Below are 21,912 nucleotides of genomic sequence, written 5' to 3' on the forward strand. Positions count from 1 at the left end.
TCCGGTCTTGCGACGTTCCATTACTCGACCTTGGCCAGCTCTTCATTCATCGCGGCGATGGCGTCGTCGGCGCTGATCTCACCGTCGATGTACTCGCGCACGTAGCGATTGATGGTCTGGGTGTTGACCATCTTGGACGCCAGCCCAAGCTGGCCATCCGCCACGCCCCAGCGTTGCGCTACGTCCAGGCCGCCGACGATCTCTGAGATCATGTCCTCCGAATAGAGCTCCCCGAGCGGAGCCTTGCGATCCACGCCGACGGGCAGCGCAGCCCAGGCATCGGAGTATTCGGTGGGGTTGTCGGCGGTGCCGCGACGGATCGGGAACTTGCCCTCGGGCGCGATGGCCAGGGTGTTCATGTAGCCATCCGTCATGGAGTATTTCACGAACTCGATGGCGTTATCGATATCCGCGTCCACGGTGATCCCGAACAGGTTCATCTCGGACCAGGCGGCGCCATCGGGGTTCGATGGACCGGCGAAATTGGTCACGATCCCGGTCTTGGAGGCAAGCTCGGGCGAGGTGGGATCGTCGTTCAGGGTGGGCGGCGCGCTGTCACGCAGGCCGGCCAGCTCATCCAGAATGAAAGGCGACCAGATGATCATCGCCGCGTCCCCTGCAAAGTAGACTTCGCGGGACTGCTTCCAGAACAGGTCTCCGGGCGGAGAGGCTTCGGCGATGGTCTTGTAGAATTCCAGCACTTCCTTGGTCTTGGCCGGGTCCAGCGGCTGGAAGCCATCTGCGCCCACGGGGCTGACGCCATTGGCCAGGAAGACATGCTCCAGCACCTGGGACATGAAGTTGTCATCGACCTTGGTGGCCGCGACGAAGCCGTACATTTCCGGCGGGTTGTGCAGCGCTTCGACCGCGGCGGTCACGGCGGCGTAGGTGGTGGGGGGCTCAAGCCCGGCTTCTTCGAACAGGTCCTTGCGGTAGACGATCATCTGCGTCCAGCCATCGACGGGAACCGAGGCGATGCCACCATCGAAGGCGGCCATTTCCAGCGCGCCGGGAGCAAAGGTATCCATGCCCAGCTCTTCCACGACCTCTGTCGCGGCATCGCCGTCCAGCAGCCCGGCTTCGGCCCAGGGCAGGGCGTATTGCAGGGTGTGATAGATCACGTCCGGCAGGTCGCCAGCGGCGTAGGCGGCGGTGGCGCGGGTGCCAAGTTCGCTTTCCGTGACCGGGATGACCTCGACCGAGAGGCCGGTTGCCTCTTCGAAATCGGCGGCCATCTGTTCCTGGCGGGCCAGCCGCTCGGGTTGTTCTTCAGTGGTCCAGAAGCGCAGGTCTTTCGCCATGGCCTGGCTGGTCAGGCAAAGTGCCAGAGCGGTGCCAAGAAACGCGGACGCGCGCGCGCCGCGGGGTTTAAATGCAATCATGTGATCCTCCCGATTGTCTTCAATTCAATGGCGCGACGGCCATGAAACGGCGTTTCCTGCCGCGCAGAGGCGGTAGGGCAAGGCCTGGCGCATCGCGCATAAAAACCTCCCGGGGCGGGCAGTTTGCTGCTTCTTATCCCGATGCCGGCATTTGGTGGCACAGCCGACCTGACGAATGATGCCGCGCGAAGGGCGCGAGTCAACCTTTAGAAACGCAATGGCGCCAGAACGGAGGGCTGAAGGCCTTCTGGGTGGCTTTTTTCTGCTTTGCCAACATGTTGTGGCCGTTAAGCACAAGGTGCAGCGCGCCTGTGCCTTGAAATTGTGCGCCTTGCGCGAAATGCCAATCGTGTCGAAGGCTTGCCGGGTGCAGCCCGTCGATAGGGGAGGTGATAGCGACCTTCCCGAGCGCCGGGGTGTATCTCCAGGAAATCGGTCGGGCTATTTCATCTGCGTTGTCATTGTCGGATCGGCGGTGCAGGTGATTTCTGCGGCGGTGTTTTATTGAAAGTCGGGACGCGCTTTCGGATCTTCGGCGGATGAAGCCACGGAAATGGCATCGGCCCGCCCTCTTGCGGGGGCGGGCCGATGTGTACCTTGGAAGCGGTAGCTTGATCTGGCCGAGGTGGCCTCAGCTGGCTTGCAATTTGCGGAGACGTTCCATCACGCGATCATAGTCTTCTTGGTATCCGACGACGCCGAAGTACTGCCCCTTGTCGTCGAACAGCAGTACAGAGGCCGAGTGGTTCATGGTGTAATCGCCATCCTCCAGAGGGACCTTGGAGGCAAAGATGCGGAAGGCCTTGATGGCCTTCTGAACCTCGTCCGGATCCCCGCTGAAGCCAGTGACACTAGGCGCCCAGGAGACATAGTCCTCCAACAGTTCCGGGGTGTCGCGTTCCGGGTCGACGGTGACGAAGAAGGTGCGGATCGGCTCCGCTCCCTCCTCGGCCAGGGTCTCTTGCCAGGTGGCGATATCACCCATCGTGGTCGGGCAGACATCCGGGCAATGGGTGAAGCCGAAGAAGACCGCGGTGGGCTCGCCCACTAAAGTGTCTTCGGTAAACGTGGTACCATCCGCTGCGACCAGCGTGTAATCGCCCTGACCCAGTTGTTCAGACACGTCGCGGGTGATCCGGGGTTCGATCACCCGGACCCAGATCAGACCCAGAAGTGCCAGCAGCGCCAGCACCCAGAGGCCCAGGATGGAAACGGTCTTGGTGTTCAGCTGCATGATTGCGATCTCAGTCCATTTTCATGTGGGAGTGGCCGCCTGCGCCTGCGTTGACGGCGCGAATGTCGAAGGGCAGGTCCACCGTGCCGGCCGTCTCGAAGGTCAGCGTGACGGTGACGGTTTCACCTTCGCTCAGGGGCTCTTTCAGATCCATGAACATCAGGTGGTAGCCACCGGGCTTGAGAACGATCGTCTCGCCGGCGGGAATTTCCAGCCCGTCGGGCAGGGCGGACATCATCATCACATCGCCCTTCATGACCATCTCGTGGATTTCTCCGCGTCCGGCGACAGAGGTTTCCACCGCGGTCAGCCGATCGGGCGTGTCGCCGGTGTTGGTGATCGTCAGGAAGCCGCCGCCAACCGGCGCATTGGGCAGGGTTGCGCGGGCATAGGGCGCCTCAAGCGCCAGGTCGCCCAGGGTGGTCGTCATGGCCATCGGCTGTTCGGCCATGGTTTCGTGGTCCATGCCGTGGTTGCTGCCGTGGTCCATATCAGAGGCTTGGGCTGTCGTGCCGAGGGCTACGAGGGCGAGGGCGGTAAGGAAGCGTTTCATTTCTATCTCCGGTCTGGCGGGGCTGAGCCCATGCGCCGATGCAGCCTGTTCCGGGCCGCGGGTCTGATCTGTCTTGGTCGAAAGGATCAGGTCGTGACCGGAGGGGCGCGGGCCAGCCGATGGCCCAGCCCCTGTTGGGCGCCGGCCGTGAGGTCGCGCAGAAGCTGATCGTCCAGCGCGAAGACCAGGCGAGCCTCTTGCGCGTCAAAGGTAGCGCGGGGGGCTTCGGGCAGCAGGTGACAGAAGGGGCAGCGGTGATCGTGCACGGCGTGCTCGTCACCGCAAAGCTCGGCCAGCGGGGCGCCAAGCGCCAGGGTCAGTTCCAGCTGAGCGACCTGGTCCGCGTCGGGTGCCATGTGCCGCGTCGAGGCAGGGCCGGCCAGGGCAATGAAGCAGGCCAGCACGGTCAGGATCAGACGATGGGTCAGGACGCGGTTCATGGTGCCCTTGTATCCCGAACGCCCATGACACGCCAAGAGGTCGCCCCGGCCCGTGCGAAATTGCCGCAAAGCCCAGGACGGCTTGCCTTGGGGGTGGGATTACTCTACCGCTCGCGCCGCTTCGGTCCGGGCCTTGCCCGGTGAATAGGGAATGCGGTCAGGGGGACCCCCAATGCCGCGACTGCCCCCGCAACTGTAGGCGGAGAGCGAAGCCGGACAATGTCACTGCCTCCGCAGCTTTGGGGTGGGAAGACCCGGCCAAGCGAGGACCCGCAAGTCAGGAGACCTGCCGAAGTCGATCACCCGTTCCGGGCGCGGGGTGCGCCAGGGGCAACGGACCTTCCGTAGAGGTGGCAAGGCAACCCTCCGGGCCGGAAACTGTCCGGGATCCCAGTGACTGCGCGCGCCGGCTCCGGGGCGCGGGAAGGACTCGCATGACCAAGAAACTTATCGCGGCTTTCGCCGCCTCTACCTGCCTGACGGCCTGCCTTCTGGCACCGGCTATGGCCCAGGAGATCACCACGCTGGATGAGATCAGCGTAACGGCCAACCGTGGAGAGACCGAGGCCGCCCGCGCCGGCGCCACGGTCGAGATCGTGACCCGGGAGGACCTGCAAGAGGCCGGTGATGCCCGCCTGGTCGATTACCTTGCCACGCTGCCGGGCCTAAGCGTCACCACGGCGGGTGGTATCGGGAATGCCACGACCCTGCGCATTCGCGGTGCGGGTGGTGCTTATTTCAGCGTGCTGATCGACGGGATCGACGTGAATGACCCCTCGGCCTCTCAGAACTCCTTCAACTTCGGGTCGCTGACCACCGCCGATATCGGCCGTGTGGAAGTGCTGAAAGGCGCGCAATCGGCGCTTTACGGGTCCGAGGCGATCGCGGGCGTGATCTCCATCTCGACCAATCAGGCGACGGAAATGGGCCTGTCGCGCAACTACGCGCTGGAATACGGCAGCTACAACACCAGACGTTTCAGCCTGAACCAAAGTTACATGGGAGCGCGGGGCACCTACGCTGTGACCCTGTCCCACGTGCGCACCGATGGCTGGTCCAGCGCGGATGAGAAAGACGGCAATACCGAGGCCGACGGACATGAGGGCACGCGGCTGTCCTTCACCGGCGTTTACGATCTGACTGACAGCGTGACGGTGGGGGGCGCGGCCTTCTGGCAGAAGACCGAAACCGAGTACGACGAATATGGCTCCGGCCCGATGGACGGCAGCCCGGACGAGAGGAACAGGGCAACCTCTTACGGGGTGCGGGGCTTCGTGAAGGTCGAAGGCGATGTGTTGGCGCAGGAATTCTCTGCCCAGTTCTATCAGATCGACAGGGAAAGCTGGGGCACGGATAATTGGGGATCTTCCTACTACCCGAACCTTGGCACCCGGAAGGCACTGGCCTATGGCGCAAGCATGGATCTGTCGCCCAATGTGATGCTGGCCTTCGGAGGGGACGCCACGCGGGAAGGCTACCGCGCGGATGACTTCTATGTCGAAAGCGACATCATTGGGGCCTACGCGGAAACCCGATGGGCGGCGCTGCGGAACTTCGACGTGGTGGCCTCTGTCCGGCGGGATGAGCATTCTGTTTTCGGCGGAGAGACCACCGGACGGCTGGCCATGGCCTGGCGCCCAAAAGAAGACATCACCGTTCGCGCCTCGGCCGGGACGGGGTTTCGAACGCCTTCGCTATATGAGCTGTACGACCTGACCTACGGAAACAGCAGCCTCACGCCTGAGACATCGCGCAGCTTCGATCTGGGCATCGAAAAGCGCTTCGACGCGGGCTTTGCGAAGGCGACGCTGTTTCGGATGGAAATCACGGACCTGATCGACTGGATTGGTGGCGGCTACGTTCAGGTGCCCGGCACCAGCGATATGCAGGGGCTTGAGCTGTCCGGCGGTTGGGCTTTGAACGAAAGCCTGCGTCTACAAGGCAGTTATACATGGACAGAGGCCAGCGATGCCGCGGGCGATCGGCTGGATCGTGTGCCCCGCAACGACCTGGTGCTGCGTCTTTCAGCAGATCTGAGCGATGAGTTGAATTCGAACCTGTCAGTGCGTCACGTAAGTGACCACCTGGACCGCGGAACGCCGCTGCCGGACTACACGCTTGTAGACCTGTCCGTTGCCTATGGTATCTCCGATAGAAGCGAGGTTTACCTTCGCGTCGTGAACCTTCTGGACGAACAGTACCAGACGGTGCGGGGCTATGGTCAAAGCGACAGGGCACTTTATGTCGGCATTCGCGGCAGTTTCTAGGATTATCGGCGCGGCGCTCTTTCTGGGCGCCGCGCCGGGCCTGCTGGCGGCAGGCAATCCCCCCAAGCGGGTGGTATCCATCAACCTGTGCACCGATCAGTTGGCGATGTTGCTGGCCGCGCCGGGCCAACTGATATCTGTCTCCGACTTGGCGGTTGAACCGCGCAGCTCTGCGATGGTGGAAGAGGCCAGGGCCTACCCGATCAACCACGCTGGCGCGGAGGAGGTCTGGCTGATGCAGCCCGACCTCGTCCTGGCCGGCGGCTATACCTCCCGCGCAACGGTTTCCATGCTGCGGCGGCTGGGCCGCGAGGTGCTTGAGGTGCAACCGGCCTACAGCCTGGCCGACATTCGCGACCGTCTGGCCCGGATCGGCGCGGCGCTTGGCCGCGAGGTACGGGCGGAGGCGCTGATCGCTGATTTCGATGCCCGGCTGGAGGTCCTGCGGGCCGAGGTGGCGCGCAGCCCCTCTGCCGCGATCTATTACGCGAATGGTTATACCACCGGCGATCGCACCCTGGCCGGAGAGATCCTGATGGCCGCCGGGTTCTCCAATATCGCCGGGGACATGCGCGGCGGCCACCTGCCGCTGGAAAAGCTGGCGATGGCAGATCCGGAGGCCCTGATCACCGGTACGCCCTATCCCGGGGCTTCCCGATCCGAAGCGGTGCTTGCCCATCCGGTTGTACAGGCAATCCGGGATCGGCGCGCCTCTCACCCGGTCGCGGATCGCGACTGGCTGTGCGGCACGCCCTACGTGCTGCAGGCGGTAGAGGAGCTTGCCATCTTCCGGAAGGAGATCGAATGACCCCGGTACTGCGGATCCTGATCCCGCTGGTGATCTTGCTGGCGCTGGTGTCGCTTGCATTGGGACCGGCTGGGTTGGGCCTGGGCGAGAGCCTGCGCGCGCTGGTGCTGGGCGGCGATGGCCCGGCGGTCTTGGTCATGCGCGAGATCCGCCTGCCTAGGGTCCTGCTGGCGCTGATGATCGGGGCTTCGCTTGGCCTGTCCGGCGCGGCGATGCAGGGCTTTCTGCGCAATCCCTTGGCCGAGCCGGGGATCATAGGGGTCTCCGGCGCAGCGGCCTTTGGCGCTGTTCTGGCGTTGCAAACAGGCTTTGCCGCCCTCTTTGCGCTGGCCCTTCCGCTGGCAGCGCTGGCCGGCGCGCTGGTGGCGGTCTTGCTGCTCGTGGCGCTGGCGGGGCCGCGCGGCGGGTCGCTGACGCTGATCTTGGCGGGCATCGCGATTTCGGCCATGGCCGGGGCGCTGACATCGCTGGTTCTGAACCTGTCGCCCAACCCCTATGCCGCCGGAGAGATCGTCTTTTGGATGATGGGCTCGCTTGCGGATCGGTCAGTGACCCATGTGATGCTGGCGCTGCCCTTCACACTGCTGGGGTGGCTCCTCTTGCTGCGCTCTGCGCGGGGGCTCGAGGCGCTGACACTGGGCGAGGACGCCGCCGAGGGGCTGGGTATCGATCTGACGCGCCTGCGCTGGCAGGTGGTATTGGGGACGGCAGCGGCGATCGGCGCGGCGACGGCGGTGGCCGGTGTCATCGGCTTCGTCGGCCTGGTCGTTCCACATCTGCTGCGCGCCCGCGTGGCCGGGCGGCCGGGGCGCCTTCTGGCGGTCTCTGCCGTGGGCGGGGCGGCGATGCTGCTGGCGGCGGATATTGCCGTGCGCCTGATCGCCCCGGACCGGGACCTGAAACTCGGCGTTCTGACGGCCCTGATCGGGGCACCCTTCTTCCTGCGCCTGCTCTGGCAAATGCGGAGGGCGCGCGCGTGAGCCTGCTTCTGATCCGTGATCTGAGCGTTGAACTGGCCGAGCGCCCGGTATTTTCCGGCGTTTCCTTCGAGCTGCGCGAAGGTGAGTTGGTAGGGCTGATCGGCCCGAACGGCGCGGGCAAGACCACCCTGATGCGCGCGGCCATGGGGCTCTTGCCCTTCAGCGGTGAGAGCTCTCTTGCGGAGCTTTCGCCGCAATATCGCGCCCGCCATGCCGCATGGTTGCCCCAACAGAGAGAGATCGCTTGGCCGGTTTCCGTTGAGGACCTCGTCGCGCTTGGCCGCCTGCCACATGGCACCGGTGGGGCAGAAGCGGATCGCCTGGCCGTGGATTCCGCCCTGGACCGGCTTCAGCTTGACCCGCTGCGCCACCGGGATGCCACTCAGCTTTCTGGTGGGGAACAGGCCCGCGCGTTGATTGCCCGCGCCCTTGCCCAGGAAAGCCGCTTGCTGCTGGCAGATGAGCCAATCGCCGGTCTGGATCCTGCCCACCAGATCGCCGTGATGGAGGTCTTCGCGGATCTGGCGAAAGAAGGGCATGGGCTTCTGGTCTCTTTGCATGACCTGGGGCTTGCGGCGCGTCATTGTACCCGGCTGATCCTGGTGGCGGAGGGCGGCATCCTGGCCGACGGCCCGCCTGCAAAGGTGCTTGTGCCGGAGCTGCTTGCGCGGGCCTTCCAGATCACCGCTATCCACGAAGACACCCCGGATGGTCCGGTCTTCCAGCCGCTGCGCGTGCTGAAATAAGCGCGCGCTTCCGGGCGCCCTGGCTTGAATTCGACCTGGGGCAGGAGATGCAGGTTCTCATCTGGGCCACGCCGCCCCGGTTTCGTCGCCACCAGAAGGATCCTGTGGCGCGAAGTGCGCAATGCCGACCGGTCCTGCCACGGGCACCGGCACCGATTGCATCGCCGTCGCCGCACCCGCAGGTCAGGGGCGTCACGCCGGGCTGCAAACCGCCAGCGCAGAAGCGGCGGTCCAAGCGGTCCTGAGCGCCACGCGCGCCGGCGTCGCCAGGTGGATGCAGGAAGCGCGACCTGCGGCGCCCGCGCAGCGGCAAGGCGGGATTCATCCTTGAGTTGCTTTGCGCGGCAAAAGAATTAACAACTCATTAATCAATCACGCGGACACTCGTCGCGTAGGAAAGTCCCGCCGAACCGGTGAGATGCCCGTCGCGCAGCCAGGCTGCTGCATTGGCGGGCTCGTATGATTGTCCTGACCTATGGCCCCTGAAAGCGGCCCGCAGGGGCAGTCATCACCGAAAGGCGGGCCTGCGACGGGACCGCAAGTTCAAGCGGGCCGGTGCCCCGTGCAGGAGTGGGAATGACAGATCTGTCCATGGCAAGGGCACAGCAGGGGCCGGGCTTGATTGCGGGGCTCCGGGGGGACCCGAATGGGACAATCCACGAAAGACGGGACGATTGAAGGGCGTGATGCTCAGCAGGACCGGGTGGCGCATCGCCAGCCTCGACGTTCGGATGGGCAATGGTTTGATGCGGTGGACGGCGCCGGGGCAAGGGTGGCATCCGGGCCTGATGGCGACCCTCAACCGGAGTTCGATCCAGAGGCCGAATATGCGTCCGACCTGTCGCAGGAGCCGGGGGAAGATACCCCGCGCGACAGGCCTCGTGGACCGCGGGGTGCCCGCATGATCGGCGGAGATGGGTTCGTTCCGATGCAAACGCTCGACCTGGGGCTGGACGGCTTGACCCGGTCTCTTGATGCCGCGCTCGAACTGGCTCGCAGCACCACGGATGCGCGCTGTGCCGTGCTGCTTCTCAACCCGGCTCTGGTTGCCAGAACCGGGGTTCCCGTCATGCCTGTCCAGCCGGGCGTCGCCGAGGTCGCCAGCAGCTTTCCGGAGGCCGAGGAGAAAGAAAGCTTCAATCCGATGATATGCCATCTGGGCGAGGTAGAGGCAGACATCACGGCGCTGCGCGACCTGGCCTGGAACAGGCTTCTAGACCTGGCGGACGCCAATCTCGATCATGACGCGCGCGGCTTGGCCCTGCAGGCAGAGGCCACAGAAATGCATGAGTTGGGCGACCCGACTCCGGCGCGTGCGCTGACGCGTGTGCTGTACCTGCAGGACGGGCAATGTGCGGGCATGCTGGCCCTGGGCTACGCTCCGGGCAATGCCAGCGCTGACGTCTCCTCCGATCACCCGGACGATCCCCCTCTGGTCCCCTTCACGCCGCTGACGCTGGCAGATGTCGAACGGGTCGCTGACAACCTGGAGTTCCTGCTTTCGACTTGGTGGGCACGGCTGGATCTGCAGCGCGACTTGGCCGCAAGTCGCAGCCGCGCACTGCGCTTGCAACGGATCTCGGAGCAGGATCCGCTGACCGGCCTGGAGAATATCTCTACCTTCGAAGGCAAGGTGCGCGAGCGTCTGGAGTTGAAAGGTGAGCCGGGGGCCTTCATCCTGATCGACGTGGACCACTTCAAGACGGTCAACGACATGTACGGCCACCAGTTCGGGGACAATTACCTGAAGACCGTGGCGCAGGCATTGCTAGATACCTCGCGCGCAAATGCCATCGTGGGCCGGATTGGGGGGGATGAATTCGCCGTCTTCGCAGATCTGCCCAAGATGGGTGAGAGCTACCTGAAATCGCTGATGACGATGTGCCGGATGACGATCCTGCGGGCCTCTGCCTACCTGAACAAGCCGGATCTTGGGCGGGTCAGCATTGGCGCGGCGGTGACGCCCGAGCATGGCGATGATTACGACACGCTTTATCACCGCGCGGACCTGGCGCTTTATGCCTCCAAGGAATCCGGGCGCAGCACGGCGACGGTCTACAGCGAGGACGTGGCAGAGCGTTTCGATCACGCGCAGCTTGCCAAGACTTTCCAGGCGGCGTGCCGGGCCGGGCAGGTGGTGCCCTACTTCCAGCCCATGGTGCAGCTGTCCACGGGTGAGACCCACGCCTACGAGGTCCTTTGCCGCTGGGAAAACCCGCGACACGGTCTGCTGTCCCCGGCGACGTTCTCATCCATCTTCACCGATCACGGCCTCGCCACGCTGCTGACGCGGCATATTATCCAGAGCTCACTGCAGCATTTCACCAGGGCCCGCCTGGCGCTGGACCGGCAAGTGAAGCTTTCGCTGAACCTGACCTATTTCGACCTCATGGACCGTGAGTTCGTCTTCGATTTCCAGGCCGCGCTGTCAGATTTCGGGGTAGATTGGTCCGCGATCATCATCGAGGTCCAGGAAACGGTGGTCATGGGGGAACCCTCCGGCCAGGTCTTCCGCACCCTGGAGGAACTGCGCCGACGCGGTGCGGAGATCGCGCTAGACGATTTCGGCATGGGCTACAGCGGTTTGCGCCATCTGAAGAGCTGGCCGGTGGATATCGTCAAGATCGACAAGTCCTTCATCCGCGATCTCTGCACCGATTACCGCGACCGGGCCATTGTCAGTTCGATCGTGCAGCTGGCCAAGGACCTTGGGTTCCGGGTCATCGCGGAAGGGATCGAGAACAGCGAACAGGCTAAGCGCCTGCAAGAGATGGGCTGCGACATGGGGCAGGGGTTCATCTACGGCCGTCCGCTGGGCCCCACTGGATTTGCCACCCGCCTGATAACCGACTAGCGCCATAGCCGCTCAGGCAGGTGCGCGACAGAGGCGAGAGATGCTGTGGGCCAGGACCTGCATGCTCACGGGTTTGCGCAGATAGATACCCGGCGGCCGTTCCTGTGCGCTGTGGTAATCCGCACCATAGCCGCTGACGTAAATCACCGGCAGGTCCGGGCGCTGCTCCCTGGCCAGCGCGGCCAGGTCAAAGCCATTCAACCCGCCGGGCAGGACGATATCGGTGATCAGAAGGTCGAAGTCGCGCCGCGACCGCAGCAGTTCCGCAGCTGCAGAGGCCGTCGACGCCGCGACCAGTGACGCTCCCAGAAGGCGCAGGGAATCGCCCACTGTCTCACCGAAGAGCACATCATCCTCTGCCAGCAGAAGTTTCAGGCCCGTCAGATCAAGCGGTCCGATGGGACCGTTTTCTGAGGCAGGATGCGCTGGCAGACCAAAGGCGGCGTGATCTTCGACCTCCGGCAGGGCCGGGAAGGTGAGCCGGGCGGTGGTCCCGCGCCCTTCAGCGGAACTGAGGAAAAGGCGGCCTTCGCTGCGGCTGGCAAAGTTCTGCACCATCGCCAGTCCCAACCCGGTGCCGCCGCTGTGCTGGCGGGTGGTAAAGAAGGGCTCCGTGGCGCGGCTCAGGACATCGGGGGACATGCCGGGGCCGTCGTCTTCGACCGTCACGATGATCGCGTCGTCACTGCGGGTCACCGAAAGCAAGATGCGCCCTGTGCGCTGATCGGCTTCGATGATCGCGTTCTGGGCATTGAGCAGCAGGTTCAGAATGGCGTTTTCGAGGTCGCGCGGATCGCAGCCGGTGGGCAGGGGCTTGCGCGGCATCCGCACCTGAAGCGCGATGTTGCTGGGCATGGTGCGGCGGGCAAAGGTGGTCGCTTCGCGGATCACGCGGGCGGCTTCGAACGGACGGGCGCCATAGCCCTGACTCTGGGATATGGCCAGAATCCGTTCTGTCAGCTCCGTGCCGCGGTCGCAGGCTTCCTGGATGGCCGAGAAGTAGCGCCCATGGGAAATCGCGTCCTCCGTCAGTTGACCGGTATCGGCGGACAGCCTGATGACACCCAGGATATTGGCCATTTCATGGGCGATGCCGCCGGACATCTGGCCGATGGCATCCAGCCTTTCGGCCCGGTCAAGTTGACTCCGCATCCGCCAGCGGGCCGTTTCGTCGGTGACGTTGAGGATCCACTGGCCTGGCGCTTCCGGCGTTCCGGTGCGGCGGGCGACAAAATGCAGTATGCGTTCATCCTGGGCCGGGTCCAGGTAGCCCAGGGTCATGTCGCCGGGGTGGCCGCTGCGGATCAGCCGTTGCAACGGACGTTCGCCATCTTCCAGGGGCGCACGTTGTTGGAGGTGGTGGAACCGCGCCTGGTCCAGCCAGGCAGAGGGCGAGGGCGCGCCGATGGTCAGCGCCTGGGCGGCTTCGTTGACATGCAGAAGCGCGCCAGAGGGATCAAAGGCGAAGACCGCGTTGTCGATCCCGTCCAGAATGTCGCTGAGCCGGCGCTCTTCGTTCTTCATGTGTTGGGCGGCTTCGGCCCGGTCAGAGGCGATGATCATGCTTATGGCCATGGCAGCCGCGCCCAGCAGGACCAGCATCAGCCCAAGCAGGAAGTCCGGATCGGGGTCAGCGCTGGGGTCGCTTCCAAAGGTCAGCAGCAAGCCCCCCCCGAACCCTTCATGGCCGAGGCGCAGGGCGATCCCCAGAAGCAACGGTACGATCAGCGCCAGAGCCGCGAGGCGACGTGCGCTGCGCCCGGCGTCGCCCGGGCCCAGCAGCAGCCCTGCCCAGCCTTCGACGGGGCGTGCCAGCAGCAGGCCCAGGAACAGGCACATCAGGCAGAGACAGGTCAGCACCCCCATGGAGGAAACCAGCAGGACCTCTCCGAAGCCGTCACCGCCGATCACGTAGCCGCTGAACCCGATGAGGCTAAGCAAGAGACCCGCGGTTGCGGTCATGCGGGCGCGATGGCGCAACACGGGATCCACCCAGGTAGAGGCAGAGCTTCGCAGGGCGGAGCCGCCGGCAGCCAGCATGAGGCAAAGCACGGTTGCCAGGGACATGGCATCGCGGGGCCGGTCCAGGGCGGGCCTAGGTTGAGAGCTGGCCAAGGTCGAAAGATCGCCGCCGGACATCGACGCACCGGGCGAAAGCACTTGCGGGGGCGACGCGGGCTCGAGCAGGGGCAGGGCGGCTCCTGTCCCTCCGGTGCCCAGCCAGAGCCCTAGCCGAAGCGCTGCGTAGCATCCGGCTCCGGCGCTCAGCAGCAGGCCTGCACGGCGCAGGCGCCTGGATCGGTCCAGCGAAAGCACCGTGTCCGCGCGCAGGGTGACGAGTTGCGACAGGGCGATCAACAGCAGGGAAATGGCAGTGCCGGGCACCATGCGCGGGAAATCCGGGTGCAACCGGGCGGTCAGGTCCAAGCCCAGAAGCCAGCCGGGCACAAGCGCCATGAGCGTCAGGGCGACCACAATGATGGCCAGTGCCGGTCGCAGCCAGTCAAGCACCGCGGCATTGCACAAGATAGGGCTGCGCCGGGCGGTGGTCTTGCCGATCGAAGTGCTCGTTGAAGTGTCTTTGTCAGTCAATCCGGTTGCGCCATCAGCGCCGGCGAGGGGCTGGGCGGTCCGGGTCTTCGCCTGTCCCATGTCGTCAGCCGGCATGTCGGTTTCCTTTGTGCCATTCCTTACCCGTTTCGCGCTGCCTGCCGGCCCTCTGTCTGGCCGGCTGTCCGGGGCTGGAAAGCCCGATCAGCTACGGGATCCGGTGAGCCGATTGACCAGCTGCCCCAGCTCCGTCAGGCTGGCCGTCTTGCGCATCTTGGCCTGGGCCAGGCGCAAGCCGCTTTCGAACAAGGGGGACCCGACCATTTCGGTCTTGCCCGTGATGATCACGACCGGAATATCCGAATTGCGCTTGCGCACATCGTGCAGTAGCACCACGGCCCCGCCGCCCTTCATGAAGACGTCAAGGAACACGATGTCGAATTCGCCATTGTCAAAGGCCTGCAATGCCGCTTCGCCATTCAATTCACCATGCGTGGAATGACCAAGGGCCTGCATGCCGTCACAAAACGCGGCGAGGTATCCGGGATCATCATCGGCGATCAAAATACGTGCCACGCTTACCTCTTAACACACTTGCAGCTTATGGTTGCGTCAACCATGAGTTAGCTTCAACATATAATTCCTGAATTCAAGGGAAAGCCCGGAATGGACACGACCGAGACGAAACGCAGCGCGCGGGAAAAGCGGCTGACGCTTGTCGCCATCGGCGCATCTGCCGGTGGACTGGAACCTTTGGAGGAATTCTTCAAGGCGGCTCCTGATAGTGCCGGTTGGTGCTTTATCGTCATTCAGCATCTGTCGCCTGATTACAGGTCCATGATGGACGAGCTTCTGGCCCGTCAGACCCGGATGGACATCTTGCATGTCGAAGACGGCATGAGCCTGCAGCCGAACACGGTCTATCTCAACCGTCCGAACACGCTGGTGGAGCTTGACGGCGATATCCTGCGCGTGCGCAGCAACGCGGATGATCGCCCCCTGCCGCAGCTTCCCATCGATGCACTGTTCCGGACGTTGCCAACACGCGGCGTTGAGAATTCCTTTGCCGTGATCCTGTCTGGCTCTGGCTCGGACGGGGCGCGCGGCGCGCGGGAATTCCATGCCTTGGGCGGCATGGTCCTGGTGCAATCCCCGCAAGAGGCCGGGTTCTCGTCCATGCCGAAAGCGGCGCTGACATTTGGTGCAGAAGATCGGGTACTGACGGTTTCGGAAATGCCCCAGGCGATCCGTTTGCAGCTTTCCGGAGGAGAGAGGGCGTCTGCCGAAGCATCGAACAAGGAGGCCGCGATCACGATCCTTGAGCTGCTGGAACGACAGCACCACGTGGACTTCTCGGCCTATAAGTCTGCCAACGTGCTACGCCGGATCGAGCGGCGCCAGAAGCTGCGCGGCATCAAATCCATCACCAGCTACCTTGAGCTGCTGCAAAGCACCCCCTCAGCGCTGGATGAGCTTTATCAGGATTTGCTGATCGGCGTGACGGAGTTCTACCGCGATCCGGAAGCCATGGTGGTTCTGCGTCAGAAGGCGCTGGACAAGATGGTCGCCAATTCCAACGCTGAAAGCTCCTTGCGGATCTGGGTTCCCGCATGCGCCAGTGGGGAAGAGGCCTATACGATTGCCATCGAGCTGAGCGAGGCACTGCTGGCCGCGGGGGTCGAACGCCGGTTCCGCATCATCGCCACGGACGTGCATCGGGGATCGCTGGACATGGCATCGTCCGGGATTTTCCCGGAATCGGCCCTGGCCTCGGTTCCGCAGGACATCCGGGATCGCTATTTCACCCGTCACCGGGGCCAATACGTGGTCGATCCCGAGCTGCGCCAGAAGATCGTGTTCTCCGTCCATGATGCGCTGAGCGATCCGCCCTTCATGCAGCTGGACCTGATTTCCTGTCGCAACCTGTTGATTTACCTGAACGAAGAAGCACAGCTCAGGGTGATCTCGATGTTCCTTTTCGGGCTGCGAAAGGATGGATTCCTGCTGCTCGGCCCGTCGGAAAGCCTAGGCCGCTACAGCGGTCAGTTCGAGGTGGTCAACAGCCGCTGGCGGCTGTTCAAGAACAGCTCGGATCGGCGGGTTCTGGACCGGTCTATGCTGACCGGCAACCTTAAAGTGCCCGACCGTACAGATCTGGTGCCAAGCACCTCATGGGCCAGTCAGCGCGCGGCGGAAAGCCGTCGTCAGGCCCCGGTGCCGATAACGCGGGACAAGGACACGCTGGTCAGCAGCTATGACGCCCTGCTCAAGCGCTATGCGCCGTCCTCCATCTTGCTGGGGGTCGATGGCACGGTGCTGGCCTGGTTCGGCTTGGCGGGCAACTACATCGACACGATGAACAACCTGGCCGAATGGACGGTGCAGGACATCGTTCACCCGGATCTGCATTTCACCATCAATGTCGGGATGGAGCGCTTCCGACAGGGTCAGCGGGATGCCTACGAGCGCAAGGTCGTTGTGGAGCTGCCGGGCGGCGACAAGCATGAGGTCAAGGCCCGCATCGAGCCGCTGGACATGTCTGCGACGCCCCGCTTTCTGCTGATCGGGCTGACGCGGGACGACCCGGTTGAAGCGCCTGTCAGCCCCTCTTTCAGCGGTATCCCGAAAGAGGGCGACGACCGTATTTTCCTGAGCCGCCGCATCCAGGAGCTTGAACGCGATCTGCGCCTTACAGAGGAAACGCTGCAGAACGTCACCGAACGGCTGGAAGCCAGCGGCGAAGAGCTTCAGGCCTCCAACGAGGAGTTGCAGGCCTCCAACGAAGAGCTCCAGGCTTCAAACGAAGAGCTGCAGAGCTCCAACGAGGAACTGCACGCGGTGAACGAAGAGCTGGTTTCCGTCAGCTCGGAACATGAACGCCAGATTGAGATGCTGTCGGAACTGAACCGCGATACCGAGGTTGTTCTGGATCTGCTGCGGACCGGCGTGATCGTGCTGGATCACGATTTGCGAATCCGCCGATTCTCGCGGCTTATCGGCCAGGTCTTCGAACTTGAGGCCCATGACGTGCAGCGTAGCCTGGACGTGGTCGGCCCGCGGCTTGATTTCGCGGATCTAGCCGCGCTGGCGCGGGAGGTGCTGAAGACTGGCAAAGAGCTCAGCCGATCCGGCGAATACAACGGCAAGCCGCTGACGATCCGGGCAAATCCGGTCGAGCGGGTTGAGGCAGAAGGCACGCGGCGTGGCGTGGCGATGCTTTTCCTTGGCGATCAGGTCTTCTCCTGAAAGGGGGGGCAGCCTGATCGGTCCTGCCGTCTGGTCGGCGTTCCGAGTCGCATGGGGGCTGCCTGTAAGCGGATCGACCAGGCTGAAACGCCGGGGCTATGGGGAGACGGAAGAAACCAAGAGCCGCGGCTGTTGCCGGACTTTTCATCTCCCGAAAAGCAGGAGCGCGGATGCCGGTTAATAGTCGCGCCCCACCAGGGAGGTTCCGATGGCCCGGTCCTGCCGCTGTTACCTCGGTCATGGATGACCCCATTAGCATCGAAGACGACACGCGATACCCCCCGTCAGGGCACTGGGCTTTCAGATGTGCCGGAACCGTTCGAACCGCACTGAAGGCACTTAAGAGTTCAGGGATGCGACCATTCCCGTTCCCAATCGAAAATGCGGGCGGAGAATAGAAATATTCACGTGCAGTGGGTGCCGGACTCCGTACTTACCACGCCCATTCAAAAGAATGGGTTCGCAGCCTCAAGTTAAGGGCGGGCGGCGCTCTCGGGTGTTAATTTCCCCTTTCTCAGAAAATGAAATCATTGCTGTCCAAGTCTTCAATTGAAACGTTCAGGAGAGTAATAGAATTCCCTTCTCCATCCTTGATGGTCGTATGGCTGCCGGATTGTTCAAGATGGTTTTCCATCAAGTCGTTCAGTCCGGTTATCGCAGTGACGCCGCGCAGATCGATCCTTTCAAAAGGGTTCAGAGCCTCGAAATCTGTGATCGTATCGTTTCCGAAGTCAGCCTTGAAGACGAAGATGTCGGCGTTGAAATTCCCGCGCAGAACGTCATCGCCTTCTCCGCCATCCAGACGATCGAAACCCGATCCTGCGTTGATCGTATCGTCGTCCTCTCCACCTTCAATCACATCGTTGCCGCTACCGGCAAAGACGTTGTCCCCGCCTGCTCCACCGTAGATCTGGTCGTTGCCGTCTTCGCCGAACAGGCCATCCTGCTGGTCTTCGCCGTAGATCTCATCATCGCCGGAACCAGCGAAAATCCTGTCGAACCCCATCCCGCCAAACGCCTGATCATCGCCCCAACCTCCCAGGAGCGTATCGGCCTGGTGCCCACCATAAAGCTTGTCGCTGCCCGCGCCCCCTACCAAGCGGTCGAACCCTGCGTCCCCGAAGAGCAAATCATCGCCGGTGCCGCCAAAAAGGCGATCCTCACCCGAGCCACCGCGCAGCACATCCAACAGGTCGTCGCCCCAAAGCCTGTCATTGTCAGAGCCGCCAAACAAATGGTCACAGCCGCTGCCGCCGTAGAGCGCGTCACGGCGTTCACCGCCGTCCAGCGTGTCAACGCCGCCGCCTCCATAGAGGGTATCAAACCCGTATCCGCCGAGAAGCCCGTCGTCGTCGGCACCGCCATACAACTGGTCATGACCGTCGCCGCCATCGAGATGATCCTCGCCTTCGCCTCCATCGAGGTAGTCGTCATCATTGCCGGCATCCAAGACATCATCACCGCTGGCGCCGTAGAGCGTGTCCAAGCCATACCCGCCCTTCATCTGGTCGCTACCGTCATCGCCTTGCAGGTAATCATCGCCATGCCCGCCATCCAGCGTGTCGTTACCGGCCCCGCCGTGAAGCAGATCCCTGCCACGCGCTCCGATCAGTCTATTGTGCTGGAAGTTGCCGGATACTGTGTCATCCCCGTCGCCGCCGGCGAAATGCTCTACCACGCCGTCGATCGTCACCCAGTCGCGGCCGTCGACACCCATTTCCGAGTGGTCGGAGTGCAGATCGACTTTGATATCACCTTGCAGCGCTGCGGCATTGATCCAATCCTGTCCTCCGTTTTCTTCGGTTATGGTGCGGCGATCGGACTCTTCGTCCAGCAGGGTCAGGTAGTCTTCGGTGAAGGTGTAGATATCGTCGGTGTCGATCGTGCTGCCGTGGAACTCCAGCGTGATCCCGAAGATCATGCCCACGTCCGCGACGGCGGTATCAGCTACGCGCAGTATCCATGTGCCCTCTGCTGACATACCGCGCAGGGAGGTGACACCGAAGGTCCAGTCATCGCTATATGAGCCGAAACCTTCTTTGCGTAGCAGGGCGATTTCCATGCCTTCGGGCGAGACCAGAGTCATCTCGACGTCCGATATCCATGCATGGTTGAAATCGACGGTGACATAGAGGTGTTCGATTTCGATGTCGGCGCCATTCACCTCTATCTCGATCTCTGTGCGCGCATTGTCTTGAAGGCGAACCGGGCTGCTGAAGCGCGTGCTGACTTCATGCACCGAGGCATTTTCAGCGGTGTCCGGTGACAAGCTGGACCAGACTTCTGCCATGCGGACGGCGCCGAAGACATCGATCTGCCCGTAGCCATAGCTTTCGCTGAAGGTCACGCCGCCGCCATTCCAGTTGGTTGCGTCATTGGCCAGCCAGGCAGAGACCTCGTATCCACTTTCTTCGTCGCCGTAGGCAGAGCCAGTCTGGCGCGCCGAAAGAGAGAGGATGTTCTGCACGTCCCGCCAATGAAGGCCCGAGTTGGCTTCCAGCATCAGCGCAACGACGCCGGATACGACCGGCGCTGCCGCAGAGGTGCCGCCGAAGTCCTCTACGAAATCGGAGGCCGTGAACCCCAACTCGCCGGATATGTCCGTGGTGGCTGAAGCGGACGGCGCAGAGACCAGCAGGCTGTGCCCCCAGTTGGAATAATCCTCTACATGGCCCCTGCGGTCGGTGGCACCTGTCACGATCAACCCGTAGGTGGCGTTGAGCCCGTCCCCGTTGGCATTGCCCCAGATGCCGAAATGCTGCCAAGAGGTGTCATTGGCGTAATTCCCGGCGGATTTCACGAAGATCGAGCCAAGCCCGCCGCGGCCGGTATTCAGGGCGGTCTGAAGCGCGCCATGTTCAAGCGAAGCTTGGCTTCCTGAGTCTCCGATGTCGCTGTAATCCATGAAACGTGGGCTGGCGCCCCAGGAAAAATTAACAACGTCGAAACGGGCGGTGTCTTCCATCACGGAGAGGTATCCTGACAGGCCCAGGGAAAAGGCATCGGTCAGGTAGTTGACGCCGGTAACCCCGGACTCGTAGGCGATGCCGATGCCACCTATGTCATTGTCCGCCGCCGCAATTATCCCCGCAACAGCTGTGCCGTGCCCATCATGAGGTGTATTGGGCTGGGATCCGACTTGATCCAGTCTGAGCCGGTTCAGATAGTTCGCCCTCAGGTCGGCATGGCTGGACTGCACACCGTCATCATAAATCCCAACCCGAACCCCTCGCCCTGTAAAATCCGACCAGATCGCGTCTAGGTCGCCGATCATGTCCAAGTGCCATTGGCGATCCTGAAGCGGATTTGTTCCCCTCGGCATTTCTGTCCCCCACATGACAAAATGACGAGGGCGTTGATAGGTAACACAGGTAAACAGCCGCCCAACTTCCGTCATGCTCTGGTAAGGTTTGTGAGGAGACCTTTAAGCAATTTTGAATGGGTTTGGGGAGATTCAGATGGCCTTCTTCCGGTAATAAATGATTGAGGATTTAGCCCTAAACCGATGTCGGACAGAATGTCGGACATGGCGGGAAAAATGCTTCAGACAAATGCACATGCGGGTCTTTTCGGACATCTATTCCTGAGCACGGGCGCGATGAAGGCCGGAACGACTTGGCTGTATTCCGTCCTCGCACAGCACCCGGAGCTGCATTTCACGCTGGAGAAGGAAATCCACTACTTCTACCACGCCTACGTGAACAACCGGCAGCTTTCTGATGCCCGGCGCCTGACCATCGCCCAGGACCGGTACCTGCCGCGCTACAATCCGGAGCGGACCAATCCCGACCGGATCCGTGTCAACCTGCACTGGGTGGCCAACTACCTCTCACGGCCTGTGGACGATCTTTGGTATCGTAATCTTTTCACCCGCCCGCGCGGCGAGTTGTACAATTGCGACTTTTCCAATCTCTATGCCCATCTCCCGCCGGAGGCCTGGCAGCATATCCAAGGCAACTGTACCCGGCTCAAGGTGATCTACACCATGCGCCATCCAGTGAAGCGGCTCTGGAGCCATGTAAAATTCCATCTGCAAGTCACCGACAAGCTGCATCTTCTCGACACCTGGTCACCGGGAAAGATGCAGGATTTCATGAGAAAGCCCTTCATTTGGGAGAACGCGGAATACGGCATAATTCTGCGGCGTATGCGGGCAGCTCTGCCAGAAGACGGGTTTCGCCCCTTCTTTTATGAGGATATGCGTCGTGATCCGCGGGCCTTCCTGGCTGAGATCGAGGATTTCCTGGAGCTTCCGCATCACGACTATTCCGAAGAGATCATCGAGCGGAAGGTCAACGAATCCGCCTCCATTCCGATGCCTGATTTCTTCCCTGAACTCGTTTCTGAGGACGTGGCCCGCATCACAGCCGAGGTCGAGGCAGAAGGAATCTTAGTTCCAGAGAGCTGGAGTAGCTGAGAGGCACTCGGTGCAAGGCGAGCGTGTGCTTAAATGCGTGTAAGTTTGCCTCTTCGTTTATAACGTGAGTCGACCGTTCCTGCGGTCGGCCAATGCAACATCCGAGCCATAATCTGTAACTGAACTCTGCTTCGAACTTACGATTTCGATGAGAGCAGGGTCCGGTTCCACCTGGATTGTTTGTGCCCGAGCCAAGCGCGCTTTGCATGGGGGTCGAGCGCCGACAGAGCACTCCGCGCACCCGCGGCACGGTTGTTGTTCATCGTCTCTTCTTAAACAGGATACACCGGGTCTCAGGATGCCCGGAAGGCCTCGCAGTGGCCGCCCGCCTCTTCCGTACGGTGGAAGGTCGTCAATGGCACGTTTCCGTTGCTTCGGGTTTTCTCCGCGAGCTACGTGAGTTGTGCCAGGCGAGTGGAAGGGTTTCGGCAGGTC

General features: G+C 62.6%; 15 protein-coding genes, 1 pseudogene and 1 riboswitch. Of the genes and pseudogenes, 9 read left to right on the forward strand and 7 right to left on the reverse strand.

From position 1 onward, the window contains the following. Nucleotides 1-20: 20 nt before the first annotated feature. Nucleotides 21-1,382 (reverse strand): ABC transporter substrate-binding protein, encoded by a 1,362-nt coding sequence (locus HCZ97_RS06720; protein ID WP_167687916.1) that lies wholly within the window; start codon nucleotides 1,380-1,382, stop codon nucleotides 21-23. A 175-nt stretch (nucleotides 1,383-1,557) separates the two neighbouring features. Here HCZ97_RS06720 and HCZ97_RS06725 point away from each other — a divergent pair, with 175 nt between their 5' ends. Then, nucleotides 1,558-1,890, forward strand: coding sequence for a hypothetical protein (locus HCZ97_RS06725; RefSeq protein WP_217701734.1), 333 nt, complete (start codon nucleotides 1,558-1,560; stop codon nucleotides 1,888-1,890). 123 nt (nucleotides 1,891-2,013) lie between these two features. Here HCZ97_RS06725 and HCZ97_RS06730 read toward each other — a convergent pair whose 3' ends face one another. From HCZ97_RS06730 to HCZ97_RS06740, 3 genes are all read right to left on the reverse strand, one after another. Further along, nucleotides 2,014-2,616, reverse strand: a complete 603-nt coding sequence (locus HCZ97_RS06730; protein WP_167687918.1) for an SCO family protein — start codon at nucleotides 2,614-2,616, stop codon at nucleotides 2,014-2,016. A gap of 10 nt (nucleotides 2,617-2,626) precedes the next feature. Then, nucleotides 2,627-3,169: a copper chaperone PCu(A)C gene (locus HCZ97_RS06735; protein ID WP_167687919.1), complete on the reverse strand. Its 543-nt coding sequence runs from the start codon at nucleotides 3,167-3,169 to the stop codon at nucleotides 2,627-2,629. 86 nt (nucleotides 3,170-3,255) lie between these two features. Then, complete coding sequence (locus HCZ97_RS06740; RefSeq protein WP_167687920.1) at nucleotides 3,256-3,609, reverse strand: hypothetical protein; 354 nt, start codon at nucleotides 3,607-3,609, stop codon at nucleotides 3,256-3,258. A 105-nt stretch (nucleotides 3,610-3,714) separates the two neighbouring features. Then, nucleotides 3,715-3,918, forward strand: a riboswitch (cobalamin riboswitch). Nucleotides 3,919-4,043: 125 nt separating this feature from the next. On the opposite strand from HCZ97_RS06740, the gene HCZ97_RS06745 reads away from it, so the two are divergent. The 6 genes and pseudogenes from HCZ97_RS06745 (at nucleotide 4,044) to HCZ97_RS06770 (ending at nucleotide 11,264) form a co-directional block, all read left to right on the forward strand. Next, the gene (locus HCZ97_RS06745) at nucleotides 4,044-5,876 is read left to right on the forward strand and encodes a TonB-dependent siderophore receptor (protein WP_167687921.1); all 1,833 of its coding nucleotides are present in this window, start codon (nucleotides 4,044-4,046) and stop codon (nucleotides 5,874-5,876) included. Beyond that, nucleotides 5,851-6,684, forward strand: coding sequence for an ABC transporter substrate-binding protein (locus HCZ97_RS06750; RefSeq protein ID WP_167687922.1), 834 nt, complete (start codon nucleotides 5,851-5,853; stop codon nucleotides 6,682-6,684). Before HCZ97_RS06745 ends, HCZ97_RS06750 begins: the two co-directional genes overlap by 26 nt. Next, the gene (locus tag HCZ97_RS06755; protein ID WP_167687923.1) at nucleotides 6,681-7,664 is read left to right on the forward strand and encodes an iron ABC transporter permease; all 984 of its coding nucleotides are present in this window, start codon (nucleotides 6,681-6,683) and stop codon (nucleotides 7,662-7,664) included. The genes HCZ97_RS06750 and HCZ97_RS06755 overlap by 4 nt, the downstream gene beginning before the upstream one ends. Next, nucleotides 7,661-8,410 carry an ABC transporter ATP-binding protein gene (locus HCZ97_RS06760; protein WP_167687924.1) on the forward strand — a complete coding sequence of 250 codons (750 nt, stop codon included), beginning with the start codon at nucleotides 7,661-7,663 and terminating at the stop codon, nucleotides 8,408-8,410. Before HCZ97_RS06755 ends, HCZ97_RS06760 begins: the two co-directional genes overlap by 4 nt. Nucleotides 8,411-8,531: 121 nt before the next feature. Further along, nucleotides 8,532-8,741 (forward strand): annotated as a pseudogene (locus HCZ97_RS06765) (adenosylcobinamide amidohydrolase); the annotation flags it as partial. Nucleotides 8,742-9,311: 570 nt separating this feature from the next. Then, nucleotides 9,312-11,264, forward strand: coding sequence for a bifunctional diguanylate cyclase/phosphodiesterase (locus tag HCZ97_RS06770; protein WP_167687926.1), 1,953 nt, complete (start codon nucleotides 9,312-9,314; stop codon nucleotides 11,262-11,264). Nucleotides 11,265-11,276: 12 nt separating this feature from the next. Here the strand turns inward: HCZ97_RS06770 and HCZ97_RS06775 are convergent, their stop codons facing one another. Further along, nucleotides 11,277-13,931 carry a PAS domain-containing sensor histidine kinase gene (locus tag HCZ97_RS06775; RefSeq protein ID WP_167687927.1) on the reverse strand — a complete coding sequence of 885 codons (2,655 nt, stop codon included), beginning with the start codon at nucleotides 13,929-13,931 and terminating at the stop codon, nucleotides 11,277-11,279. 87 nt (nucleotides 13,932-14,018) lie between these two features. Then, nucleotides 14,019-14,390, reverse strand: a complete 372-nt coding sequence (locus HCZ97_RS06780; protein ID WP_167687928.1) for a response regulator — start codon at nucleotides 14,388-14,390, stop codon at nucleotides 14,019-14,021. A gap of 90 nt (nucleotides 14,391-14,480) precedes the next feature. Here HCZ97_RS06780 and HCZ97_RS06785 point away from each other — a divergent pair, with 90 nt between their 5' ends. Beyond that, the gene (locus HCZ97_RS06785) at nucleotides 14,481-17,060 is read left to right on the forward strand and encodes a CheR family methyltransferase (RefSeq protein ID WP_167687929.1); all 2,580 of its coding nucleotides are present in this window, start codon (nucleotides 14,481-14,483) and stop codon (nucleotides 17,058-17,060) included. A 514-nt stretch (nucleotides 17,061-17,574) separates the two neighbouring features. On the opposite strand, the gene HCZ97_RS06790 is transcribed toward HCZ97_RS06785, so the two are convergent. Then, the gene (locus tag HCZ97_RS06790; protein WP_217701735.1) at nucleotides 17,575-20,457 is read right to left on the reverse strand and encodes a S8 family serine peptidase; all 2,883 of its coding nucleotides are present in this window, start codon (nucleotides 20,455-20,457) and stop codon (nucleotides 17,575-17,577) included. 120 nt (nucleotides 20,458-20,577) lie between these two features. Between HCZ97_RS06790 and HCZ97_RS06795 the strand changes: the two genes are divergently transcribed. After that, complete coding sequence (locus HCZ97_RS06795) at nucleotides 20,578-21,477, forward strand: sulfotransferase (RefSeq protein WP_254871389.1); 900 nt, start codon at nucleotides 20,578-20,580, stop codon at nucleotides 21,475-21,477. Nucleotides 21,478-21,912: the final 435 nt, after the last annotated feature.

It is taken from the genome of Pseudooceanicola sp. HF7 (genome assembly GCF_011806405.1).
Taxonomy (GTDB): domain Bacteria; phylum Pseudomonadota; class Alphaproteobacteria; order Rhodobacterales; family Rhodobacteraceae; genus Pseudooceanicola.

Excerpts from the sequence above, each read along its gene's own strand:
- HCZ97_RS06720 (WP_167687916.1), bottom strand. The coding sequence starts at position 1,382 with ATGATTGCATTTAAACCCCGCGGCGCGCGCGCGTCCGCGTTTCTTGGC.
- HCZ97_RS06725 (WP_217701734.1), top strand. The coding sequence starts at position 1,558 with ATGATGCCGCGCGAAGGGCGCGAGTCAACCTTTAGAAACGCAATGGCG.
- HCZ97_RS06730 (WP_167687918.1), bottom strand. The coding sequence starts at position 2,616 with ATGCAGCTGAACACCAAGACCGTTTCCATCCTGGGCCTCTGGGTGCTG.
- HCZ97_RS06735 (WP_167687919.1), bottom strand. The coding sequence starts at position 3,169 with ATGAAACGCTTCCTTACCGCCCTCGCCCTCGTAGCCCTCGGCACGACA.
- HCZ97_RS06740 (WP_167687920.1), bottom strand. The coding sequence starts at position 3,609 with ATGAACCGCGTCCTGACCCATCGTCTGATCCTGACCGTGCTGGCCTGC.
- HCZ97_RS06745 (WP_167687921.1), top strand. The coding sequence starts at position 4,044 with ATGACCAAGAAACTTATCGCGGCTTTCGCCGCCTCTACCTGCCTGACG.
- HCZ97_RS06750 (WP_167687922.1), top strand. The coding sequence starts at position 5,851 with ATGTCGGCATTCGCGGCAGTTTCTAGGATTATCGGCGCGGCGCTCTTT.
- HCZ97_RS06755 (WP_167687923.1), top strand. The coding sequence starts at position 6,681 with ATGACCCCGGTACTGCGGATCCTGATCCCGCTGGTGATCTTGCTGGCG.
- HCZ97_RS06770 (WP_167687926.1), top strand. The coding sequence starts at position 9,312 with ATGATCGGCGGAGATGGGTTCGTTCCGATGCAAACGCTCGACCTGGGG.
- HCZ97_RS06775 (WP_167687927.1), bottom strand. The coding sequence starts at position 13,931 with ATGCCGGCTGACGACATGGGACAGGCGAAGACCCGGACCGCCCAGCCC.
- HCZ97_RS06785 (WP_167687929.1), top strand. The coding sequence starts at position 14,481 with ATGGACACGACCGAGACGAAACGCAGCGCGCGGGAAAAGCGGCTGACG.
- HCZ97_RS06790 (WP_217701735.1), bottom strand. The coding sequence starts at position 20,457 with ATGACGGAAGTTGGGCGGCTGTTTACCTGTGTTACCTATCAACGCCCT.
- HCZ97_RS06795 (WP_254871389.1), top strand. The coding sequence starts at position 20,578 with ATGTCGGACATGGCGGGAAAAATGCTTCAGACAAATGCACATGCGGGT.